The following is a 22,665-nucleotide window of genomic DNA, read 5'->3' as shown; positions in this document are numbered from 1 at the left end:
TTTTCTCCTTATTTTGAAAAATCTAATAGTAAGTCTCCTACTTCTACTTTGTCTTTTGCTAACACAGCTATTGTTCCAAATTCACCAGAGTTAGTGATAATAATAGGTGTTATAGTTTTATATCCGACTGCTTCGATAGCTTGTCTATCAAATGTCATTATTTGCTCTCCGGCTTTAACTTTTTGATTCTCTTTAACCAAGTAATCATAATACAGTCCATTTAAATTGACTGTATTAATACCAACATGGATTAATAATTCTGCCCCATTATCTAGGGTTAAACCGATAGCGTGCTTTGAAGGCATAAGAGCAGTTACAGTTGCATCTGCAGGTGCATAAACAACATTTGTTTCTGGTTGTATTGCTACTCCATTACCAAGAGCACCTGAGGCAAATACTTGATCTGGAACTTCTGTCAATTCATGGACTATACCAGCTAATGGGCTTTTTACAGTATATGTTACTACTGTGTCTTTACTCTTATCATCAGCTACTTCAGTTGATACTACTAAGTCACTATCATTGTCTTTATAGAGGGCAAAAGTAGCAACAAATGAGAAGACAAAACCTATTAAGGCAGCTATTATTGGTAAAATAAAATCAGGATTTTTTGGTGAGACTAAACCTAGGAAAGTCACTAAACCTAATCCAGTAAAACTATACATGGTAACACCAGTTGCCATAATAAATGCTCCTGTTAAAGCACCACCAATACAAGAAATGATAAACATTTTTAATCTTGGAAGCGTCACACCATAAATAGCAGGTTCTGTAATTCCAAATAAACCAGAAATAACCGCTGGTAAAGCAATTCCTTTTAATTTTTTATCTTTTGTTTTTAAGTAAATAGCTAAAACAACACCAACTTGTGCAAAACATACTAATACACCCATTGCCATAATTTGGTCAGGTTTTCCTGATAAGACATTCATGAATGAAATAGATGTTGCAGCTTGGTGAATGCCAAATAAAACCATGACTTGGTACAAGCCACCAAAGACTAATCCGGCAATAATTGGCGAACTTCCTAATAAGAAGTTTAAACCAGCATTTACAGCATTACTTGCTTCGTTAACAAATGGTCCCACAAGAGCAAATCCTAATGGAATAACTATCAAAAGGGTTATTACGGGTACTAAAAATCCTGAAACAACACTTGGAATATATTTTTTCAAGAATCGTTCAATAATAACGGCAATTGCTGTAATGGCAATAACAGGTAAGAAAGAACTTGTATAAGTAGCCTTAGTAGCTATACCAAATAGTTTAAGATCTACTCCATTTACGGCTGGGTAACATAAAATTGCTCCAATGACTAAACCAAGGAAGGGATCTCCTTTCATGTGTTTGGCAAAGTTATACCCTAAAATTATTGGAAGGAAGAAGAATACAGCATCCCCCATCGCGTTAATTAAAATGTATAAACCATCTTTAGCATCCAACAAGCCAGTCATTGAAAGTATTGTTAATAGTCCCTTTAGAACACCGCCAGCACAAATAAAATTCAGAGCCGGCATAACTGCTCCAACAACAGCATTGATGACTTTCATGATAGGATTTTGTTTATCTACGCTTGAGGCATGCTGGTCTAACTGACCTTCTGAAATTCCTAGTACATCATTAACGGCATCATAGGCTTTTACAACATCATTACCTATCACAACCATATACTCTCCGCCACCTTTAACTACAGAAATGATACCATCTGTGTTTTCCAGCACATTCTTATTTGCTAAATTTTCATCTTTCAAACGAAAACGTAAGCGTGTAATACAATGACGTAAACCATTGATATTATCTTTACCACCAACATTTTCCACAATAGTACTGGCTAATTGTTTAAAATCTCTCTTTTTTGACATTATTCCATCCTCTTCTGTATGTTTTTTTATCAATAGGATTCGAATCCTATTTTGTACGACTGAAATTGAGGTTACTTCGTCAAGTTTTTCAATTTCATCCACTTGAACAACACTTCTATCTTTAACTTTTAGTGTTAAAATATTTTTAGATTGATGCTCATTAATGACATTGCTATAATCACCTGCTAGCAATATAATAGTGTTTTTGATGTCATTATTTACCATAACTTTTCCTTTCTTTTTGATAAGAAAAACCCATAGTCAAGAAAACAGAAAGAGTCCAAGACCTTTTCTACTTTCTTCACTATGGGTTATGCGCCTAAGCTAACACTCCATTTAGTTGTATTAAGTTTTATTTGATAATCGGGTAACATAAATCAAGAGATAAAGCATCTCCTCTTCATCACAGGTCCAGGACCATTTTTCGTTAAGATATTCTGTTATTTTAAGAACACAATAATATTCTTTAGGGTACTCTCTACTCATTGTTTTCAACATGGTAGAATCCTTATGGGTATGCTTCCCTCCGTTAAGCCTTTTGATAAGATAGCGAAGATGCATAACAAACCGCGAAAACTGGTAGGATTCCTCATCAATTGTAATATCTAAGTTACTTTCAATGAGCTTTCGAATTTCAGAAATAATTTCAACAGACTTTATAATATCGTGCATATCTCCTGATTCAGCTTGAGCTGTAATTAAATGAAGTGCCACATTAACTGCTTCTGTAGCAGGTAAGAGATGTCCCGTTGCCTTTTGAATAATATTTATTGCAACCTTACCAATACTGTATTGTTGTGGATATAAATGTTTTACATCATAAGCAATTGGGGAAGTGATATCAATCCCCTTGGATATTCTTTCAATGGCAAAATTGATGTGGTCAGCTAGAGTGAAAGGCAAATTTGTATTAAAGACACTGTCTAATTCAACTTCAGCACGTTCAACGATATCAGCGCTTGCCATTAACACATCTTGGGGCAAAGAAGCAACCATTTCTAAATATTGTGAATCAACATCATAAAATGTTCGCTCGATTTTTGACATATCCTTTATCTCATAAGGTGTCTTCGGGAATCCTACTCCTTTGCCTAAAATAATTATTTCTGTACCAGAAGCATCTTTTGCTATGGCAGCATTATTATTGATTTGCTTGATAACTAGCATGATAACCTCCTCAAAATAAAACCACAGGGTCTACTCAAAATAGCCAAACCAGTCTTTAAACTGAAATTTCGCATTCAAGTAGTGCCTCTGTGGAGTAACACCTTGTTTTGTTTACGTTTTCATTTCACCATCTTAATTTTCTTTGTCAAGACTATTTTATAAAATTTTTAAATAAGTTGTTTTATAAAATCAACTGAAAACTTTAAAATGATGTTAGCATTTTCGACAATTAATTCTAGCCTATTTAATATATTCTATGATATACTTATTAAATAGTAATAAATACATATTATTTTGCCTTAAATTCAGGCAATAATTCATTTACAACAGGGCCCAAACCCTTGATACGAAAGGAATCTAGAAAATCTTATGATGAATATGCAACAAATGATGAAACAGGCTCAAAAACTCCAAAAACAGATGGAAAGCAGTCAAAAAGAGTTGGCAGCGACTGATTTTGTCGGTAAGTCTGCCCAAGACTTAGTGACCGCTACCTTTTCAGGGGACAAAACCTTAAAAGCCATCGACTTTAAGACTGATGTGGTTGACCCTGACGATCTGGAAACCCTACAAGAAATGACACTTCAAGCTGTTAACGATGCCCTAGCTCAAATCGATAAAGCTACTGAAAAGTCTATGGGTGCTTTTGCAGGCAAACTTCCCTTCTAGTCGTTAGATAAAAGTTGCCCAAATAGGTTTACTCAGTCAAGACATATCAAAATTTTTTGATGATTTTTAAAGGATTTGTTTTAGCAGGCCAAACAGGCTTGCTTTTTCTTTTATTTTTGTTATAATATGAATTATCTGAAAATTGAAATTTTCATCAGAATTTTCCGATTAGAAATGAGGATTTTTATGACTAAACAACTGCATTGGGATGGTAACCTTTCTCAAGAAGGTCTTGCTATTCTACAAAACACTGGTGGCCTTATTGTCTGTCCGACCAAGGTCGGCTATATCATTATGACCAGTGATAAAGAGGGATTGGAACGTAAATTTGACGCGAAAGAACGTAAACGCAACAAACCAGGTGTTGTCCTTTGTGGCAGCATGGAGGAATTGCGTAAGCTTGCGCAGTTAACTCCTGAAATCGATGCCTTTTACCAAAAACATTGGGATGAAGATATTCTTCTTGGCTGCATTTTACCATGGAAACCAGAAGCCTTTGAAAAACTCAAAGCATACGGAGATGGACGTGAAGAGTTGATGACCGATGTCCGCGGCACCTCATGCTTTGTGATTAAGTTTGGAGTAGCCGGCGAACAAATTGCTAAAGAAATGTGGGAATCTGAAGGAAAAATGGTCTACGCTTCTTCTGCTAACCCATCTGGCAAAGGAAACCGTGGCAAGGTCGAGGGAATTGGGGAGCGCATTGCTTCCAAGGTCGACCTCATTTTGGAGGCAGATGATTACGTGGCTTCTATCCAGCCTGACAAAACCATTGAAACGCGCTACGAACAAGGGGTCATGGTCTCAATGGTAGATTCAGAGGGAACCTTAATTCCTGAGCAAGGAGCGGATAGTCGCTCTATCGAGCCTTGTCCAGTTGTTATCCGCAAAGGCCTTGATATTGACAAGATTATGATGCACTTATCCGATCACTTTAATTCTTGGAACTACCGCCAAGGGGAATACTATTAAAACTGAAAAGCGCCATTTGGCGTTTTTTATGTTATCATAAGTTTATGATTCCGATTTATTTTTTAGGTGGCCTTGGGAGTAATCCCTATCATGCCATGGATTTGATTGCTCACCTGCCCTTTCCTGTAACAGTTCTTGAATTACCTGGACATGGAGAGGCTTTTGACACGATTCTTACTAATCTTATCGACCTGCACCTTTGGTTTGAAGAGAGGGTCAATATAGCAGAACCTTTTCGTCTGATTGGGCATTCAATGGGCGCTATGCTTTTTTCCTACTTAGCGAGCCACTACGAGACTGCTGAAAGCCTTATTCTTCTCGATGGTGGCTATTTTAATCTTGATGCCCTAGTCAGTCTAGAAGACGAATGGCTACAAACTCGAGCTTATCTGGAACAACAAGTCTTCCAAAATCCAGAGGAGATCATTGCCCAAGAACAGCAAAATGCTCTTTTTTGGTCTGAAAACCTTCATAAAGCTAGTTTAGCTAATTACATAGTAACGGAAGATGGCCTCTGGAAATTAAACCTGAACCCCACAGCTCTTAAGGAGCTGCTATCCCTTCAGCGGCATTGCCAAGGCTTTCTCCCTCAGGTTACCTGTCCTACCTTGTTGATTTCACAGACACGCAACTGCCCTGATTGGAAAACAGAGATGATAGAGCAACTCCCCCAAACCATTGATATCCAAAAATTGCTAGCAGTTGGCCATAGCCCTCATACCGATAGGCCCCATGAAGTAGCAAAAGCTATCAAAGACTTCCTTTTGTCTAACGAAAACCTGTAATCTTGTAAAGAACACCCCGTCTTCTGACGTTAAACGAAAATGAAAATACTATCAACTTTTTTATTTCAAAAACAGCTGTTCTAGTCCGGCCATAGTGATACGTTTGATTTTAATCCGTTCTACTCTACTAGCCAACTGATAGGTTATCTTCGTGCCCTTTCCTCAGATAACTGCCTACTCGCTGCATCAGCCCCATTTCTAGTTCAACAATATTCCCCAAAACTTTTTGAATTTACCAAGCTCTGTGAACATCCATGAGACCAACCAAAAAGAAGCTGACGAATCAGCTCCTTTTTTCATTATTCTCCTTCACACCTCTTTGGCCAATTCCAGACAGTAAGATTTGGTTTTGCAGTGAGGGCAGGTTACCTTTCTGGTTCTAGGTGTATGGCCAGCAACTGCAAACTCTTTAAATGATGGGGCAAAAGTCTTATGACAAACGGGGCAAAGGTATTCGATTTTCAGCACATAACTATAGATTAAGCCATTTAGTACCATCAAAAATACAGCTATACTCAACCACATCAGCCACTTAGACTCAAATACCACTGTCGCTAAGTAAATACCAAGACCATAGAGGGCAATGACTGTAAAGAGCCGTGGGTAAAACCACCATTGCAGACGACGCCAGTTATCCTTATTTTTCATGAGCCTTGAAATGTCGTTCAGATAGTCTAAGGAGTTGAATTGATTTCGGCCCAGGCCATTTAGAAGCTTTACAGTCCTGTCAAGCTTGGTCTTCTTATCAGACACTTCTGCCTTAAGACGGCTAATTTGATCTTCTAAAAGCATTTCTAAAACTTGACCAGCATTGTCTTCTGTTAGGACTGACCTGATCTGCTCAATCGAGAAATCAAGCTCTCTAAGAAAACAGATGATCTGCAAGCGGTCCAAGTCAGCTTGACTATATAAACGACGACCACCTTCTGTTAGGCTGGACGGCTGAAGAATGCCACGCTTGTCATAATATTGAACAGTTCGGACAGAAACCTCTGCTAGCTTGGCCATCTCTCCTGTTGTGTAGGTTAACGACATTTCATCTCACCTCCTTTCTGCCCTTACTATAGCACATGACCTAGGGGTATGAGCAATCCCTGACCCTAGGGGATTTTTTATTTTTTTTGAAAAATCGTGTGACATTTAGTTGACAGCCCTGTCAACGTACCTGCTACTCCCAGAAACCTCCTAGAGCAGCAAAGGGATTATCCGTAGTGACCTGTTCTTGTTGAGATAGGTAGGCCTTATTAGCATCCAACTCTAAGAAGGCCTCATAAACCTTAGCTGTCATGCGGGCGTCCTCAAGGCTATTGTGACCGCGACCCTTGATAGCAAGAAAATCTGCTACACTGGTTAATTTGAGATTAATAATGCCATTAAGATCCGTACTTCTGCGCTCAAAAGCCTCATCATAAACATCAACCTGGTAGTGACTAGTCAAATCTAGTCCTTCCTCAAGCAACAAGGGAAGATCTGATTTTTGAGCATTGTAGCCAATTAATGGCAAGTCCCCAACAAAATCTGCAAATGAAGCTATGACTTGTGATATTTCCGGGGCGGTAGCAACCTTATCAGCCGTAATTCCCGTTAAACCATTGATAAAGCTTTGTAATGGCGTGTCCGTATAAACATAGGTGTCAAACTGCTCAACTTCTTCATGGTTAATCATCTTTACGGCCGAGAGTTGGATAATTTCCTCTATCCCATTGGCTTGATTAAACTCCAAATCTAAGGCTATGTAGCTAGATAAAACTTTCATCTGAGTTCCTTTCATCAAAAAAGACCCTTTCGGGCCTCTCCTTATTTACCAAATAACTTCGCCCAGAAACCTTTCTTTTCTTGTTCTTGAGCTTGGGCTTCTGCCTGAGCTATTGCTTGAGCTTGAGCTTCATCGAGCTCTAATTTCAAGGTGTCTCGGTCATTCATGGCCTTGGCTGTCAACTGTTGTTGCTGGTCTAATTGCTTGTCTTTCTCGGAAATCTGAACATCCTTGATGCGGATTTGCTCATCTTTAGCAGCGATTTGCTCATCCTTCATTTTGAGCTGTTCATACAGACGAACGATTTCAGCATTTTTTTCATCGACTAAAATCTCCATCAATTCCCGTTGCTTGGTTTCTTCGCTTACCGGTTCATCTTCAAAGATGGTTTTCTTGTAGTGTTTTTCAAGCTCAATCAAACCAGCCCGGTTTACAACGGTCACTCCCTTGTCATTTTTATCCACAAATTCTTCTGGAAAGGCCTTAACCCGATTATTAACGGCCTGCCGACTAATTCCTAAAATATCGGCTATTTCACTGACGGTTTTCTCTACTGACATATCAATCCCATTTCTACATCTCGCTAAATAATATCATCTTAGATAGTATCACATCAGGCCTTTCCTGTCAAATTTTCCAAGGCATTATGATAGAATAAAACTATGAATACATATGATACTATTATTATTGGAGGGGGCCCATCTGGAATGATGGCAGCAATTAGTTCAGCCACTTATGGCCAACGGACTCTCTTGATTGATAAAAACCGAAAACTTGGGAAAAAATTAGCTGGTACAGGTGGTGGTCGCTGTAACGTGACCAATTGTGGTCCCTTAGAGGATGTGATTGCTGGTATTCCTGGCAATGGCCGTTTTTTATATAGCGTCTTCTCCCAGTTTGACAACCAGGACATCATTCGCTTCTTTGAAGATCGGGGAGTAAAACTTAAAGAAGAAGACCACGGCCGTATGTTTCCAACTACGGATAAATCGATGACCATCATCCAGTGTTTGGTGGATGAGATGATTAAGTTCGGTGTAACCATCGCCACTCAAACTGAGGTTGTCTCCGTCAAGCGGCCCGAAGACAGGTTTATTGTCAAAACCAAGGACCAAACCTTTGAAGCCGAGCGCTTAATCGTGACGACCGGTGGAAAGTCCTACCCTTCAACCGGCTCTACTGGCTTTGGTCACGATATCGCCAGACACTTTAAGCTTGAGGTCACACCCATGGAAGCCGCCGAAAGTCCTTTGATGACGGACTTCCCTCACAAAAGGTTGCAAGGAATTTCTCTTGATGATGTGACCCTATCCTATGAGAAACATATCATCACCCACGACCTTCTTTTTACCCACTTTGGTCTTTCAGGACCAGCCGCCCAACGGATTTCCAGCTTTGTCTCTGGCGGTGAGACCATTTATCTCGATGTCCTCCCCAATCATTCCAAACAAGACCTCGAGGCCTTATTAGACGAGAACCGTGAAAAATCGCTTAAGAATACCCTAAAAACCATACTACCCGAGCGTCTCGCTGAGTTCTACTGTGACGGCCTCCCTGAAAAAGGAAAACAGCTCACGCATAAAGAACGTGATCACCTTTTAGAGCGCCTCAAACAACTCCCTATACCAGTCACTGGCAAAATGTCCTTACCTAAGTCCTTTGTGACCAAAGGGGGTGTAGACTTGACTGAAATCAATCCAAAAACACTGGAGAGCAAGAAAGTACCTGGTCTGCATTTTGCAGGTGAAGTGCTCGATATTAATGGCCACACTGGTGGCTTCAATATTACCGCTGCCCTGTGTACCGGCTGGGTTGCCGGTAGTTTACATTACTGATAAGAGATCACTAAAAACTCACTCGGAAACTCAGAGACGCATAGGTAGAGGATGCAAAAAAACAGATAATCTTCAAGTCAAATCAATTAAGACTGTCAAAGGGATAGTAATCACATCAAACAAGCTCTAAATGTTGCCTATCACCTGGAAAAATATGGCTCAATAACAAAAGAATCAGCTCCCTTTGATTTCACGGTATCAAAGAGAGCTGATATTTTTTCCTATTTTTTGTTAAGATTTTATAACGATTTATCCTCTGAGGGCTTCAACATCTCGAGCAATCACCAATTCTTCATCGGTTGGCACGACCAAAACTTTAACACGCGCTGCATCTGTTGAGATAATACCCGTAGTACCAAAGACATTTTTCTCAGGATCAATATCAAGACCAAACCAAGTCAAACCTTCAACAATCTTAGCCCGTAAGTTTGCGGCATTTTCACCGATACCGGCTGTGAAAACAAGTGCATCCGCACCATTTAAAACAGCTAAGTACTGACCGATAAACTTCTTGAGACGATCTGCAAACATATCATAGGCCAACTGACACTTAGGATCACCAGCTTCAACACCTGCTTCTAAATCACGCATATCATTCGTACGGCCTGTAACGCCTAAAATTCCTGATTCTTTGTTTAAAACATTAATAACTGCAGCCGCGTCATCCAAACCTGGAACATGCTCTACCAAATAAGGAATAATCGCCGGATCAATATCTCCTGAGCGTGTTCCCATCATCGGACCTGCAAGCGGAGTGAATCCCATTGAGGTATCCACAGATTTCCCACCATCAACAGCAGTCAAAGATACACCATTTCCAATATGAGCTGTGATGAGTTTTAAGTCTTCAAGCGGTTTGCCTAGTATATCAGCCGCCTGCTGGGCAACATAAAAATGGCTAGTCCCGTGAGCACCGTATTTACGAACCTGGTAGTCTGTGTAATATTTATCTTCAAGAGGGTAACGGTAGGCTACCTCAGGCATAGAAGCATGAAAGGCAGTATCAAAGACGACCACACTTGTAATATCTGGCAGAATTTCTCTAAATGCTCGAATACCAGCTGCGTTAGCCGGATTATGAAGCGGAGCAAGGGCTGCCAATTCTTCAACTTGTGCAAGAACTTCGTCGGTTACCAAGGCTGACTGTTTGAAAATTTCACCACCAGCAACGACACGATGGCCAACGCCAGTAATCTCTGAAAAATCTGAAATAATGCCAAAGCGCTTCAAGTCTTCTAGTAAAAGCTTAACAGCAACAGTGTGGTCCTTAATTGACAAGGTCTGTGATTCAGAGCGACCATCAAATTTTACGGTTGAAATAGCATCATCCAATCCGATACGTTCGATAATCCCCTTAGCCAATACTGTTTCTTCAGGCATCTGATAGAGTTGCCATTTTAAACTTGATGACCCAGCGTTAATTGCAATTGTTTTTGACATTGATCATTTTCCCCTTTTTTTCTAAAGCGTTTCCACCATTATAACAGATTTTAGACTAATTTGCATATTCCAAAACCCACTTTTTAAAGACCTGACTAAAATTCTGTAAAGTCTCAGGATCTTGTAAACTTTGTAATGGGTAGACAAAGGTCTCTTGAAATTCTACCTTTGGCTTTTGAAAAACAAAGAGTGATTTGGCCATCTCTTTCTTTCCAAACAGAGTTTCTGGCAGATTAATCATAACTACCAGTTGTGCCTCCTCCTTAAGCCAGACCTTTAAGAGATCGCTTTGAGCGCTCGTTAAAAGGTTATTAGGTGCTAGAAAAATCGCATAGCCGTCCGCTTTTAAATACTTAATAGACTGAGCCATCAAGAGATGATGGGCATAGGTATGCTCTTTTTTAGATGCTACTGAAAAGCGACTAGCAATGCTGTCATCTGGATAGTAGCCGACTGGCAAATCCGATAGAATAATGTCAGAAGGCTTTAAAAGTTGGGGACGAATCGCATCTCCTTGCACAAAATGAACGTCTGCTCCCATGACTTCTGCCATGCTAGCGGACAAGTCAATCAAGAGATCATCCAGTTCAATTCCTAGATAATCCAGGTCTTTTTGAGTGTTGTTGAGCAGTGTATTGGCTAAATTCCCAATACCAGAGCCGATTTCTAAGATTTCTAAACGGTCTTCTACTGTTAAAGTTTCAATCACAAATGCAATCAAAAATCCTATGCTGTCCGGTGTAAACTGATGATTATACTGTAAGGGCTCCGCCTGGTTCAACTTAATCAGCAAAAATTGATAGGCACGTCGCCATTCTTCTTTAGAAAGCGTTAAAGCCTTCAAAGCCTCATTGTTTTTTTGAATGGTGCCGTCTTGTACTGTCTCATTTAAATAGGCTAAATTCTGTTCAATCAAGGCATCGTAGGCATTGGTCATCAATTGATTTTGCATCAACTGAACATTCTCTAAGAGCAACTCATAAGCTGCTTCAATCTTTTCAAAATTCATAGTCTTATCATACCAAAAATCAGTGATTTTCGCTATTAATAGGGAATTGGTACTGAAAGACTTGCCCACCCGTTAACTGAACATCCACCTTTAACTGGCCGTCTTCGAGCTGGTAACGAGCCTCCCCTTTGTCAAAATAAAGTTGTCCTTTAGATAAGCTTTCCTCATCATGATTCACCTTTGGTGTATTCGCTACTTTTTCAGACAGTGGCTCTTCTCTCTCTTGAGCAACAGGCTCTGAATGCGCCTGACCTTCAATCGGTTCAAGTGTAGCAATAGACTCATCTCTGCTATCTTGATCGGCCTTACTCTCTTGATCAGTAGTTTGAGCATCCTCGATCCTCTCAATATCAGGTTCATCTGCTACGATTGCTTTACTTTCCAAGTCTTGTTCAACCGCTTCCTTGGTCCATTGAGCCATGGCATAGGCCGTTAAAGAATGAGTGTTGGCTTGATTGGTTTGGGCCAGCATCACTTGGCGATTAAGGTAGAACTGCAAAAGTAGACTAAAGAGGGCGAGCATCAAGAGGGCATAAAGAAGGATTCCTGCTCTAACGGTCTTTTTCCATGGCATGTACAAATTCCCTTTCTAAACCCGATTCAAATACTAAAGTGATATAGATTACTCCGTCTCTTTCAGAAATAGTGCTGTTTGCAACACCTTGGACCATCGGTTGATAGCCTAATCCAGCCCAATTTGTTTTTCTGAAGTCATCTTGACGTGACTGGCCAAAGGCTAACTCCTGATTTCCTTTCTTAACATAGAGACGATTGTTTTCCACTTTAACCAAATGGCTCTGGTCTAATTCCTGGCGCAGTTGCTCTGAAAAAATTAACCAATCTTTGGTCGGTTGTTGTTGTTGGTAGGAGACATCATGAGCAAGGGAACGAGTAAGCCCATCAAATACCAAAAGGCTACCAGAAAGGACCAGTAAGGCTACAAGACATTCTAGCAAGGTAAAGCCTTTAACCTTACTGTTCATTAATGCTGACAAGTATATCTCCTTTCTGGCTAATCTCTAACCCCTTATCCTTTCTTGAAATAACTATTTCTTGACCGTTAAGGCTCAACTGGTCGACACCTGTTTGCAACGCCATTTTAGCAACTTGAAAACCTTCCTCTTGTTGGAGGTAAGCATTTTGACGCGCTCGACTCGTGTCGATTTCAGTTAAAACAACCCCTACCAAGAGGGCAAAAAGGGCTGTTGCAATTAAGGATTCTAAAAGGATGTAAGCTTTAATCTGCTGTTTTTTTATATTTACCACTCCCTATATACAATTGATAATGGACGCTTTGCGTCGGTGTCTGAAAGCTTAGTTTCTGGAGAGAATTATTACCTCCATGCGTCTCGAAAACGACTGTTTGGTTTGGTCCTGTGATATCCTCTGGAAGAGTCACTGTCTGGTAGCCGTTGGTGATAGCACCATGAGACAATTGAAGCGTCAGTCGTTGGCCCTGCGCTTGGCTTAGCTCTTGTGTTTCTCGGTAGAGGTGTTCAAATTCAAGGAAAAATAACTGCTGGCGCACCTTGCTAAAAACAGGTTTGACCTGAGAAGATAACAGGATAGTCAGGCTGATTATGATGGTTAAAACCAGAAGGCTCTCTAACAGCGTAAAAGCTTTGACACTGGACTTCCAATCCTTATTCTCCCGCAACATGGTTGTTGTAAGTTTCCAATTGGTCATTGGTAATATAACCTTCACTTGCCAACGTTTCAGCGCTAGGTTCCCCAGCTGTTGGATTCGCGATAGCGTAGAGTTCCTTTTGACTCTCAACCACCTTGACAATAGCTTGATTTCCTGTTTTAGTCACGCTGTCCTTTTGCTTACTTAAATTAGGAACAAACAGCAGTAACAAAACACTGATGATAAGTAATACAATTAACATCTCAATCAATGTAAACGCTTTCGTATTTGTTTTAAGTATTTTTTCTTTTAAAGTTTTCATGATAATGTAACCTCCATGTTGTTATATATTGGTAAGAGCATGGCTGCATAGATCAGCACGATGACGAGAGCGACAAAGATAAAAATCAGGGGTTGAATTAGTTGCATTAACTGATTGACCTGAGTAAAAAATCGATCCCAACAATCTTGGGCATAGATGGTCAATTCCTGACCGAGTTTGGATTTGGCTTCACCGTACTCAATCATGAGTGAGAGTTCCTTTTCAAAGAAAGGATAGTCCTTCACTTTTTCGTGAAAGGTTTGACCATTTGATAGGCTTTGCTTCATGTCCTGACCGATTTCCGCAAATAACTTAGAGGGTTGGTCAACCATGATATCTAAAATCTGAGGCATTTCCAAACCCTGACTAATCAGATTCCCCCATTCTCTGGCATAATATCCTGTCAGATAACGTTTGACGAGTCGACCAAGGCCGGGTAGCTGAGCTAGAAAACAAGCTACCGGTAAGTGTGCTGTCCGCTTCATCCAAATCTTTATACCAAGAATTATCAGAACACTGAGACAGGCTATTCCTAAGAAAATCGAAGGAAAGTGCCCGACTAAAACCGTTGCCAGATTACCATCTGTCATCTGAGGTAAAAGGTAATTTTTCATCCCCAACATCAGAAAGACTAGAAAGCCAAGCAATACAACTGGGTAGGTAGCTACTTCAACCAGTTTTTTCTTGACTAATAGGACTTGACCTAGATAGGCTTCGACCTTTTCCAAAGAGAGGGCTAAATTACCATGGAGCTCAGCCAGACTTAACTGGGTTACAACTTGACTTGAAAAACCTAATTCTTGCATGATGCGTGAAAATGGTTGTCCTGCTACTAATCCTTTTTGCATCACATCAGTATAAGGGTCACTTAGGAGTTGACTTCTTTTTAGAAAATCAATGATTTCGGTCAAGTTAAATCCTGAATGAAAGAGATTATTAAATAAAGCAATAACTTTCTTTTGTTTAAGCAGTTTTAATTTTTTCGCTTTGCCACTGACGTTCAGAGAGATGTCCTGCTTCAAAAAGCTGATCAATCTGCTGGTTCCATTTGGTTGGCTGGTAATTTTCAAAGTCTTGATCGGCAAAATCAACGATACCTCCTCCTACTAATAAACGCTGGTAATAAATGCCTTGAAGGCTGTTTTTTAACTCCTCTGGCGTTACGCCTAACTCCAACAAGCGATCGTAAACACCACTAATAGACTTGGCATGTATGGTTGAAAAAACGGTAGCACCTGTTAAGCTAGCGCGGACAACAGCCCGGGCTGTTTGACTATCCCGGATTTCTCCTATAATCAGTAAATCCGGTCGATGCCTTAGCGACAATTTGATTAAATCATCATAGGTTGATCCAATCGCTTCATTGAGTTGCAGTTGGAGCATCTCCTCTTGTTTGATTTCGACTGGGTCTTCAATGGTAATGACCTGCTGGCCTTGAAAACGAAGACGAGCCAAGTGATACATCAGAGAGGTCTTGCCACTGCCGACAGGTCCCGAAAAGAGATATAGTCCTCTTCCTTTCACATCATCTGATAGTTTTTTAACATTTTCAAACCAGAAAGACAAATCCTTGTCCAAGTCATAGATGAGCCGGATGACCAAACTCTCATGTCCTTTATAGTCACCAACCGTTGATAGCCTGAGTGAAATCGTTCCTTCTCCATAATCATACTGACAAGAGCCAAGCTGGCTCCGACGCTTCTCTCCGACATTCATACCTGAAACAAACTTGAAATGCCCAACGATGGCCTGCATGTCATCGTAAGGAAACTCTCCCATAAATTGCCGCTCATCATTGTGACGGCGATACAATTCAAAATGGGTGTCCTTGGGTAAAAAGTAAAGATCACTAATGCGGTCCTTTACCGCATCGGCAATCAATTGTTTTGCACGTTCTTGTACCATTCCTCTTCCTTTCCTGACCTTCCTCTCAAAGTGATACATCTTATTGATCGCCAATTAGTATTGACTCTTTAATACGACAGGTCATCTTTTCTGAACCAACTCTTAGCCAATGCTCCCTTACTTTTACATTCGTAATAAACAAAAAAAGTCGACAAAAAATGTCAACTTTTTTAGCATTACTAGTTTAGGCTTCTTTTTGCAGGCGGCAGATTTTTACTTTGGATGAAGGCTCGGACACTGTTTTCGAAAGCGGTGTTACCGATTCAGAGACTGTTCTGATCAGCAGAGAATGGAACTGTTGTAAATTCTCACCACATTCTTCGCACCAACGCTGTTCGTCAGGATTCCAAAAAGCTACCATGACATCCTGGTCCGGCTGGTCTCGTTTTTCTTCTTTTTTAGGGAAAAGCTGCGCAAATTGCTCTCCCTTCATTTGATAGAAGCTGAGTGCTTCACCATAGGATTCAAAGAGTTCAAAGCTTACAATATCCTCTTCCCAACCCTCTAAAAACCACCAGGGTTCATAATCTCCAAATAATTCAATCACTTGATACATGGTTTCATACTTCCTTTATGTATCGTATTATATCTGAAAATTTGAAAAATAGGAAAAAATTTGCTTATGACATCCTTCTTCTAATCCTCTTATCTTACTGATGCCCTTCTAATCGTTGTCGTTTCTCAGGTATTATCTCAATGAAACTCTGTCTGACATCCAAAGATTCGAGTTGTTCCTTAACCTGCTTTTTCAACCGATATTGCTCCTCTACTGAGGTTAAGGCCGTTTCTATTTTCAACCCCATGATGAGCGTTCGTCCATCTGTTGTGATAGGGGTTTTCGTTACGATTTGGCTAACACCTGAAACTTTTTCAATCGCTTCATAAATTCTGGTTAATTCTATCGATTTAGGTAATCCTGTAAGGAAAATTTGACAAATATCTAAATAAGTCGGTACCGTTTTAATCAACATTGTCAGCCCGATTCCGATAGATAAGAGTGGGTCTAAAAAATACCAGTCTGTGACTTGTAAGATGAGGGCTACAAGAATAACAGCTATCCACCCTAACACATCTTCTAAAAGATGAAGATTCAACATATTGCCGTTTACTGAATCTTTTCCTCTCAAGACATAGGTAGATACTAAGTTTGCAAAGACCGCCAAGACTCCAACGATAAGCATACCTTTAGAGTTGACAGGCCAAGGATCTCTCAGAGATAGTAAACCGAACGTAATGGCAATTAGGGAACCTACAATCATCACACTAGATGAAATTAAGGCTCCTAACAGGGAAAAGCGTCGGTATCCCAAAGGGTACTGATCATCTGCTGGTAATCCTGATACTTTTTCAAAAAACCAGGATAGGCCAATAGCAATAGCATCTCCTAAGTCATGAATGGCATCTGAAAAAAGAGCTGTCGATCGAAATCGCCCAGCAAAAAAAAGTTCCATCCCAGCAAAGGCCAAATTAATAAGACCAACAATTCCCATTTGCCGACTTATCGATTGGGAGTCATGATCGACTCCCAAATGATGACTCAAATGATGGTCATGGTGGTGATGGCATCTATGGTTTTTTTCCTTATCTACTAATCTAATACTTAACATCTTTTTCTACCTCTCTCCATCGACAACAGATTTAAACAAGGCTTGTACTTCCTGATCCACCTGACTCGTTAGATGAAGTTGATTCCCATCTCTTCGTTGGGGTTCTAGCACTATTGGCCCTTGACCATTAGCAATTACAAAAAGGTAGGTATGTTTCAACTCTGCAGAAGGATCTTCTTGATTTGAAAAAACAGCAACAATATGCCAGCCCGGCTGTTCTGCAGTCTGAGAATAGCGAAAATCCTGAGCCTTGCCATCAACAAGAGCTTGTCCCTTTTCTTGAACGAGGCCTTTAGGCAGTTCTGTCCCTTGCCAGTCGATACCATTTCCCATAAAATATTCTTTATAGTTTCCTTGACCAACAGGTCTATAAGTCATCAACTTTTGCCTAAGATTCTCTGCTTTACTAAGATTCCAAGGTGTATCTAGTGTCGTTTGAGCTGTTTGGTGAACATGACCAACTATTAGTGACTTATTAGTAGCCAATTTTGATGCCAGTGGAAAATGAGTGTGTCCTTGATGTGAAAGGGTCTGCCCGCCTGATTGATTTCCAAGACTTGGTCCAATAATCAGTAGCGCTAGGGCGGCTGGAAAAAGGAGGAAGAACCCTTTCACGATAAGCATTAATCTTTGCTTTCTTGCCATTTTTTACTCCGTTTTTTGATAAACTGCTTCATTATAGAGGGTATACTCTTTCTCATCAAAAATGGAAATACCATAGGCCATCTCATCATCTGTGACCGCTAACTTACGGTAAGTTATGCCAGTTCCATTATGGTAAAAAGGATTATGAGAATTGCTAACTAAAATCTGTTTTTTGTAAGCATAATAATCTGTTTTTTGAAGTGCCACATCTAAAGCTTCTGGTGAATAGGCAATGATTCCAAAATAACTGTATGAAAGTTGCCCATACTCCGGTATTGTATTTTGTCCAACAAAATATTGAGTTCCTGTCTGTTCATCTAAAAAATAGGCAACTTTTAAATAAATGCCCTCAGCAGACTCTGTTTTTTCCAAATCAACCGGTTTTCCATATAAACCTTCTAAGTAAGCATACATGTCTTCATAGCTAGCCAAACTCTTTTTATTGAATAATTGGTCTGGTAATAAAATTTCTTCTTGCTTGAATACTTTTTTTAAGCTTACCACCTCAGCCTGTTGTAAGCTCTCTTGCGATGACAAGGTGTTTTGAGCCTGTTCGCAACCGACCAACATCAATAAAGCAATCCATACAAACGTAATCTTTCTCATAACTACCTCTCTTTATGAGCAAAAGGGCGGGGACACGTCCCTGACCCTTATGCCTTATTAAATCCCATCCATTGGTTACGATTCTGGTGCAGCAAGACCAACACCAGTTGGTTTAAGACTTTCGGTTTCACCACCATCTGTCGGCCCCGTCACTTTGCCATTAAAGCCCATAGCATCTCCAACACGAATCGCAATGTCGGTATCATCAAATTCACCATCAAACATATAAGCACCTGAACCCATGGCATAAACAGGAACCTTGTCTCCAGAGTGATCCGTTGTAGTCCATGCTAAGCCAGCCTTTTTATTAATGATTCGAGTTGCTGTAATGGAAACTGGTATATAGCCACCATAATTGGTGTTTTGATCTGCAGAATCCTTCTTGGATTCTTCAAAGGCCACCTTTAGCGCTTCATATTCTTCTTTTGAGCACCGTAAACGATTATCAGCTTGAACCTTCAAATAGTCTTCTTCTTCAGCATTTGTAATCATTTCTGTTGGTGCATCTGCATCAAGAATCAGTCCAAAGAATTCTTCAATCTTTGGAGCAAATTCTTCAAACGTCATGTTTGGATTTTTTTCCAATTCTGAAGTAACGATATCATTGAAGGCGGTTTGTGACCCTTTTTGATTGGTCAACAAATCAAAATAAGTTTCATAACCAGTTGATTCATTTCCAATTGTAAAACCACCCGTCGCATGGTCAGCAGTAACCACGATTAAGGTATCGTCTGGATGCTCGTTATAAAAATCAATAGCAACTTGGATGGATTCCTGAAAATCAATAACCTCTTCCATGGTGGTTACACCATCGTTTGCGTGCTCAGCCCAATCGATTTTTCCAGATTCTGCCATCATAAAGAAGCCAGCTGGATTATCCTCCATCACTTCAATGCCTTTAGCCACCATATCACTAAAACTCTGGCTCTGTTCCGTCTTGTCAATGGCATAGGTCATGGCACCGTCATCCTGAAGTTCTTCAGCTACCCAATAAACTTTTTCAGAATTTTTATCTATTTTTTCAGCATCTGCCGCGGTTTCAACAATAGTATAGCCATTGTCTTTCATGATATCAAAGAGATCTTTTTGATCTTTCTCTTTACCTGTCCGATGCTTTAAAGAGCCGCCTGCAAAATAGTCAAAATTAGTTTCTGCCATCTGAGCACCAATCTCGTAGTAGGAATTGCGAGATTCTTCATTGGCATAATAGGCAGCTGGTGTGGCATGGTTCAAGGTTACCGTTGAAAGAATCCCGACAGATTTTCCAGCACGCTTTGCTTTTTCAGCAACTGAATCTGCCGCCTTTGAAAAATCTCCGCTTAACCCAACTGTATTGGTTTGTGTCTTGATCCCTGTCGCAAAAGCAGTTGCTGTTGATGCTGAGTCTGGGATAAAGGAATGGCAGTCAAATTGTGTTTTCAAGCCGACAACTGGCATTTCTGTAAAGTTCATCCGATCTGGAAAAACTTCTCCTGCATTTGTCCGTGTAAACCCGAGATAATTTTCCGCTGCAGTAACGGGTGTCACACCCATCCCATCCCCTATAAACATAAAGACATATTTGGCTTGGTTTTGATTGACCTTTGAATAATCTTCTGTTTTAGGACGTTCGGTGTCGTACATCTCCACTTCTTTTCCAGCAGCAGTTTCTTTAGCGAGCTCGGCATCATTTGCTGCTGCGATATCTAAAGACGTTTCTGATACAGTTTCTGTAGTAGCCACCGAACCTGTCTTTTCTGTCTGAGAAGGTGTCGCACAAGCTGTCAAAATAAGCGTAGATGACGCTAAAATGATCCCTAGCCGTTGCAGCAATTTTCGGTTGAATGTCATAAGATTCTCCTCATTTTCTTTTTACAAGTGTTAGTTTAATCTATTTATTTCTTGTTTTGATGCATTTGCTGTAAAGAATGTGTGAAGTTTTTTACTATATCAAAAAAAGAGCCTCTTTGAGACTCTTTCTCTACTTATTTGATGTCGTCCGCTGCGACATCCTCACCAAACCATTTATCTGAAATTTCGCCGAAAGTTCCATCTGTATAGAGTTCTTTTAGGGCTTGGTTAATCTTGTCCACCAAGGTTTTATCTGCCTTACGAGCACCGACAGCGAAGGCTTCACTGGTGTAACCTGGTACGATAACATTATAGTCATCCAAAATGCCTTCCTGGGCCAAATAATAATTGGCATAAACGCGGTCAATCAAGAGACCATCAATCCGTTCATTCTTTAAGTCAATCAAAGCTTCGTTAAAGGTTGCGTATTGATTGGCATCATTGGTAGCCACTAACTCTTTAAGCACACTCGCTTCGTCTGTAAACACTTGATAGCCTGAAGATCCCGCCTGAGCGCCTAAGACCTTGTCCGTCATGCCTTCTGTGTTGGTGATACCTAAGCTTTTTTTGGTCACGAGTACTTGCTCGTTTGCCATGTAATGCTCTGTAAAGAGAACGAGTTCACGACGCGCATCTGTCGCTGTATAGCCATTCCAAATGAGGTCAATATTGCCATTGTTCAGTTCTGTTTCTTTTAGGTCCCAATCAATCGGTTGCCATTCAATACTTACACCGTATTTATCAAATACAGCTGTTGCAAGGTCAATATCAAAACCGACATTTTCCCCAGAAGTATCTTCATACCCCATTGGTACAAAGGTATTGTCAAATCCAATGGTAATTTTACCTGCTTGTTCAATCTGCTCCCAGCTATCTGTCTGAGCATCATTCGATGCCTTAGTTCCACAGGCTGCAAGACCAATAATGGCTACCAATGAGGCAGCTGCTTTAACGATTTTTTTCATTATTTTCTCCTTTTGTTAATAAGTTAAGGTGTGATTTTTATCTAGCCAATATTTAGAAATGTTTTGGCTCGATGGTAATAATACGATCAGCAATTGTTTGCGCAAAAGTCATGTCATGTGTCACAACAATCTGGGTAATTCCTGACGTTTTATTATCAAGAATGAGCCGTTCCACTTCCCGTCTTAATTCCGGATCAAGTGCAGACGTCGGTTCATCAAATCCAATCATTTCTGGTGAAATCATCATAGCTCTAGCCAAGGCAACCCGCTGTTTTTGACCTCCCGATAATGAATAAGGGTAAGCCGACGCATGCTGACTTAAACCTAGGGTCTCTAAGAGGGCATTCGCACGATTCTCAGCTTCTTGCCTGGTTTGGTTCATCGTCTTCATTGGTGATAACGTCAAGTTTTCCATTACCGATAAATGCGGAAAGAGCTGAAAATCTTGAAAGACAAATCCCAACAAGTTTGCCTCTTCCAAATGCTCTAGAGGAAGTGATTCCCCATTATAAACTAATTCGCCTGAATCAATAGATTCCAAGCCAGCTAGCATTCGAAGTAAGGTTGTTTTCCCACCACCAGACTGCCCTACAATTGCCAATGTCTCTCCAGCAGGAATCTCCAAACTATAATCTGAAAAAATCTGTTTATCGCCAAATCGTTTTGAAATATGTTTTAGTTCTAACATGATTCCTCCTATCTGTAATAATTATAGCGTTGTTCAACCTTCTTAGAGACCAGTGTTACCACACCAATCATCAGAAGATAGATGGCCCCTGCAATAAACATAGGCGCAAGACTAGCATCACGGTTAGCAGCTGTTCGACTGGCTAAGAGGAGATCCCCAACACCCAAAGCATAGACCAAGGCGGTATCTTTGACCAGGGTTATAACTTCGTTAAAAATACTTGGAAGGACAATTTTAATGACCTGAGGAAGAACAATGTAGCGAACCGTTTGAAAAGAACTTAGTTTGAGAACTTTGGCAGCTTCGTACTGACCAGCAGGTATGGCTTCAATACCCCCTCGGAAAATCTCTGCAAAATAAGCCCCATAGTTTAAGGTAAAAGCAATAATTGCCGCTGTCATCCGATCAAAGGTTATGCCGACACTTGGCAGAACATAGTAAACAAAGATTAACTGTAATAATAACGGTGTTCCCCGCATAACTAGAACGTAAACTTGTAAAAACCATTGCAAGGGTTTAAAGGCAATTCTCTGTAAAAAGGCTAAAACAACGCCTAAAGGGATAGATAAAACTAAAACAAGGACAAATAGATGGACTGTAACACCCGCTCCCTTTAACAGGTTGGGCAAGACCTCTAAAATATAATCCATAATAACCTCCAAACAATATTGTTTTATTATACCACCTTTTGCATGATTATACTAGGTTTATTTCATAACATTTCTTAACGTAACGATTTCTCCTAGACCGAAGCTAAACGCAAATCAAAAAGGCAGATAGCCATTTTAGAAAAAGCTGGCTCTATAATTTCTGTAGTGGGTAAAAACCTTACGGAGATTATGGAGCCTTTTTGAGTGTAGAAAAAAAGTCACATATGATCTATAATGAAAAGTGACCAAACAACTCATTAGAAAGACACATATGGAACATCTTAAGAATACCACAGATTTAATCGGATTGGAAGACCCAAATATC

Annotated in this window: 26 protein-coding genes; 4 read left to right on the top strand and 22 right to left on the bottom strand. The window is 40.2% G+C overall.

The features are described 5' to 3' along the window. Positions 1 to 8: 8 nt before the first annotated feature. The gene (locus tag J2S23_RS07535; protein ID WP_307122122.1) at positions 9 to 2,087 is read right to left on the bottom strand and encodes a glucose PTS transporter subunit IIA; all 2,079 of its coding nucleotides are present in this window, start codon (positions 2,085 to 2,087) and stop codon (positions 9 to 11) included. 120 nt (positions 2,088 to 2,207) lie between these two features. Continuing rightward, positions 2,208 to 3,029, bottom strand: coding sequence for a PRD domain-containing protein (locus J2S23_RS07530; protein WP_307122121.1), 822 nt, complete (start codon positions 3,027 to 3,029; stop codon positions 2,208 to 2,210). 369 nt (positions 3,030 to 3,398) lie between these two features. Here J2S23_RS07530 and J2S23_RS07525 point away from each other — a divergent pair, with 369 nt between their 5' ends. The 3 genes from J2S23_RS07525 to J2S23_RS07515 all read left to right on the top strand — a co-directional run bounded on the left by J2S23_RS07525 (position 3,399) and on the right by J2S23_RS07515 (position 5,455). Then, on the top strand, positions 3,399 to 3,698 hold the full coding sequence (locus J2S23_RS07525; protein WP_307122120.1) for a YbaB/EbfC family nucleoid-associated protein: 300 nt from the start codon (positions 3,399 to 3,401) through the stop codon (positions 3,696 to 3,698). A gap of 186 nt (positions 3,699 to 3,884) precedes the next feature. Beyond that, positions 3,885 to 4,670 (top strand): L-threonylcarbamoyladenylate synthase, encoded by a 786-nt coding sequence (locus J2S23_RS07520; RefSeq protein WP_307122119.1) that lies wholly within the window; start codon positions 3,885 to 3,887, stop codon positions 4,668 to 4,670. Positions 4,671 to 4,714: 44 nt separating this feature from the next. Then, on the top strand, positions 4,715 to 5,455 hold the full coding sequence (locus J2S23_RS07515) for an alpha/beta fold hydrolase (RefSeq protein WP_307122118.1): 741 nt from the start codon (positions 4,715 to 4,717) through the stop codon (positions 5,453 to 5,455). Positions 5,456 to 5,764: 309 nt separating this feature from the next. Here the strand turns inward: J2S23_RS07515 and J2S23_RS07510 are convergent, their stop codons facing one another. From J2S23_RS07510 to J2S23_RS07500, 3 genes are all read right to left on the bottom strand, one after another. Beyond that, on the bottom strand, positions 5,765 to 6,490 hold the full coding sequence (locus J2S23_RS07510) for a MerR family transcriptional regulator (protein ID WP_307122117.1): 726 nt from the start codon (positions 6,488 to 6,490) through the stop codon (positions 5,765 to 5,767). Positions 6,491 to 6,623: 133 nt separating this feature from the next. Continuing rightward, entirely contained in the window at positions 6,624 to 7,211 is a 588-nt protein-coding gene (locus J2S23_RS07505; RefSeq protein ID WP_307122116.1) for a 3'-5' exonuclease, read from the bottom strand. A gap of 41 nt (positions 7,212 to 7,252) precedes the next feature. Further along, the gene (locus J2S23_RS07500; RefSeq protein ID WP_307122115.1) at positions 7,253 to 7,771 is read right to left on the bottom strand and encodes a DUF536 domain-containing protein; all 519 of its coding nucleotides are present in this window, start codon (positions 7,769 to 7,771) and stop codon (positions 7,253 to 7,255) included. Between the two features lie 102 nt (positions 7,772 to 7,873). On the opposite strand from J2S23_RS07500, the gene aao reads away from it, so the two are divergent. Continuing rightward, the gene (gene aao / locus J2S23_RS07495) at positions 7,874 to 9,046 is read left to right on the top strand and encodes an aminoacetone oxidase (protein ID WP_307122114.1); all 1,173 of its coding nucleotides are present in this window, start codon (positions 7,874 to 7,876) and stop codon (positions 9,044 to 9,046) included. Between the two features lie 249 nt (positions 9,047 to 9,295). On the opposite strand, the gene J2S23_RS07490 is transcribed toward aao, so the two are convergent. The 17 genes from J2S23_RS07490 to J2S23_RS07410 all read right to left on the bottom strand — a co-directional run bounded on the left by J2S23_RS07490 (position 9,296) and on the right by J2S23_RS07410 (position 22,340). Next, complete coding sequence (locus J2S23_RS07490) at positions 9,296 to 10,486, bottom strand: acetate kinase (RefSeq protein ID WP_307122113.1); 1,191 nt, start codon at positions 10,484 to 10,486, stop codon at positions 9,296 to 9,298. 55 nt (positions 10,487 to 10,541) lie between these two features. Next, positions 10,542 to 11,495, bottom strand: a complete 954-nt coding sequence (locus J2S23_RS07485) for a class I SAM-dependent methyltransferase (RefSeq protein ID WP_307122112.1) — start codon at positions 11,493 to 11,495, stop codon at positions 10,542 to 10,544. 19 nt (positions 11,496 to 11,514) lie between these two features. Beyond that, complete coding sequence (gene comGG, locus J2S23_RS07480) at positions 11,515 to 12,069, bottom strand: competence type IV pilus minor pilin ComGG (RefSeq protein ID WP_307122111.1); 555 nt, start codon at positions 12,067 to 12,069, stop codon at positions 11,515 to 11,517. Beyond that, entirely contained in the window at positions 12,047 to 12,478 is a 432-nt protein-coding gene (gene comGF, locus J2S23_RS07475; protein WP_307122153.1) for a competence type IV pilus minor pilin ComGF, read from the bottom strand. Before comGF ends, comGG begins: the two co-directional genes overlap by 23 nt. Then, positions 12,468 to 12,761, bottom strand: a complete 294-nt coding sequence (gene comGE / locus J2S23_RS07470; protein WP_307122110.1) for a competence type IV pilus minor pilin ComGE — start codon at positions 12,759 to 12,761, stop codon at positions 12,468 to 12,470. The genes comGF and comGE overlap by 11 nt, the downstream gene beginning before the upstream one ends. Continuing rightward, positions 12,733 to 13,182 (bottom strand): competence type IV pilus minor pilin ComGD, encoded by a 450-nt coding sequence (comGD, locus tag J2S23_RS07465; protein ID WP_307122109.1) that lies wholly within the window; start codon positions 13,180 to 13,182, stop codon positions 12,733 to 12,735. Before comGD ends, comGE begins: the two co-directional genes overlap by 29 nt. Further along, positions 13,139 to 13,444, bottom strand: coding sequence for a competence type IV pilus major pilin ComGC (comGC, locus tag J2S23_RS07460; protein ID WP_307122108.1), 306 nt, complete (start codon positions 13,442 to 13,444; stop codon positions 13,139 to 13,141). Before comGC ends, comGD begins: the two co-directional genes overlap by 44 nt. After that, a complete protein-coding gene (comGB, locus tag J2S23_RS07455; protein ID WP_307122152.1) occupies positions 13,441 to 14,478 on the bottom strand; it encodes a competence type IV pilus assembly protein ComGB in 1,038 nt (345 codons plus the stop codon). Before comGB ends, comGC begins: the two co-directional genes overlap by 4 nt. Next, positions 14,408 to 15,349: a competence type IV pilus ATPase ComGA gene (comGA, locus tag J2S23_RS07450; protein ID WP_307122107.1), complete on the bottom strand. Its 942-nt coding sequence runs from the start codon at positions 15,347 to 15,349 to the stop codon at positions 14,408 to 14,410. The genes comGB and comGA overlap by 71 nt, the downstream gene beginning before the upstream one ends. A gap of 184 nt (positions 15,350 to 15,533) precedes the next feature. After that, complete coding sequence (locus tag J2S23_RS07445; RefSeq protein ID WP_307122106.1) at positions 15,534 to 15,905, bottom strand: DUF1033 family protein; 372 nt, start codon at positions 15,903 to 15,905, stop codon at positions 15,534 to 15,536. A gap of 94 nt (positions 15,906 to 15,999) precedes the next feature. Then, a complete protein-coding gene (locus J2S23_RS07440) occupies positions 16,000 to 16,956 on the bottom strand; it encodes a cation diffusion facilitator family transporter (RefSeq protein ID WP_307122105.1) in 957 nt (318 codons plus the stop codon). Positions 16,957 to 16,962: 6 nt separating this feature from the next. Further along, a complete protein-coding gene (locus J2S23_RS07435; RefSeq protein WP_307122104.1) occupies positions 16,963 to 17,601 on the bottom strand; it encodes a DUF4767 domain-containing protein in 639 nt (212 codons plus the stop codon). A 3-nt stretch (positions 17,602 to 17,604) separates the two neighbouring features. Beyond that, complete coding sequence (locus tag J2S23_RS07430) at positions 17,605 to 18,207, bottom strand: hypothetical protein (RefSeq protein ID WP_307122103.1); 603 nt, start codon at positions 18,205 to 18,207, stop codon at positions 17,605 to 17,607. A 75-nt stretch (positions 18,208 to 18,282) separates the two neighbouring features. Further along, positions 18,283 to 20,037: an alkaline phosphatase gene (locus tag J2S23_RS07425; protein ID WP_307122102.1), complete on the bottom strand. Its 1,755-nt coding sequence runs from the start codon at positions 20,035 to 20,037 to the stop codon at positions 18,283 to 18,285. Between the two features lie 134 nt (positions 20,038 to 20,171). Beyond that, entirely contained in the window at positions 20,172 to 21,002 is an 831-nt protein-coding gene (locus J2S23_RS07420) for an amino acid ABC transporter substrate-binding protein (RefSeq protein ID WP_307122101.1), read from the bottom strand. A gap of 52 nt (positions 21,003 to 21,054) precedes the next feature. After that, positions 21,055 to 21,690, bottom strand: a complete 636-nt coding sequence (locus J2S23_RS07415) for an amino acid ABC transporter ATP-binding protein (RefSeq protein WP_307122100.1) — start codon at positions 21,688 to 21,690, stop codon at positions 21,055 to 21,057. Between the two features lie 8 nt (positions 21,691 to 21,698). Then, positions 21,699 to 22,340, bottom strand: coding sequence for an amino acid ABC transporter permease (locus J2S23_RS07410; RefSeq protein ID WP_307122099.1), 642 nt, complete (start codon positions 22,338 to 22,340; stop codon positions 21,699 to 21,701). Between the last annotated feature and the right edge of the window lie 325 nt (positions 22,341 to 22,665).

This window comes from Streptococcus moroccensis (assembly GCF_030812835.1).
GTDB lineage: Bacteria > Bacillota > Bacilli > Lactobacillales > Streptococcaceae > Streptococcus > Streptococcus moroccensis.
Note: the sequence above shows the minus strand (reverse complement) of the source record. Positions and strands in the feature narration are given on the sequence as shown.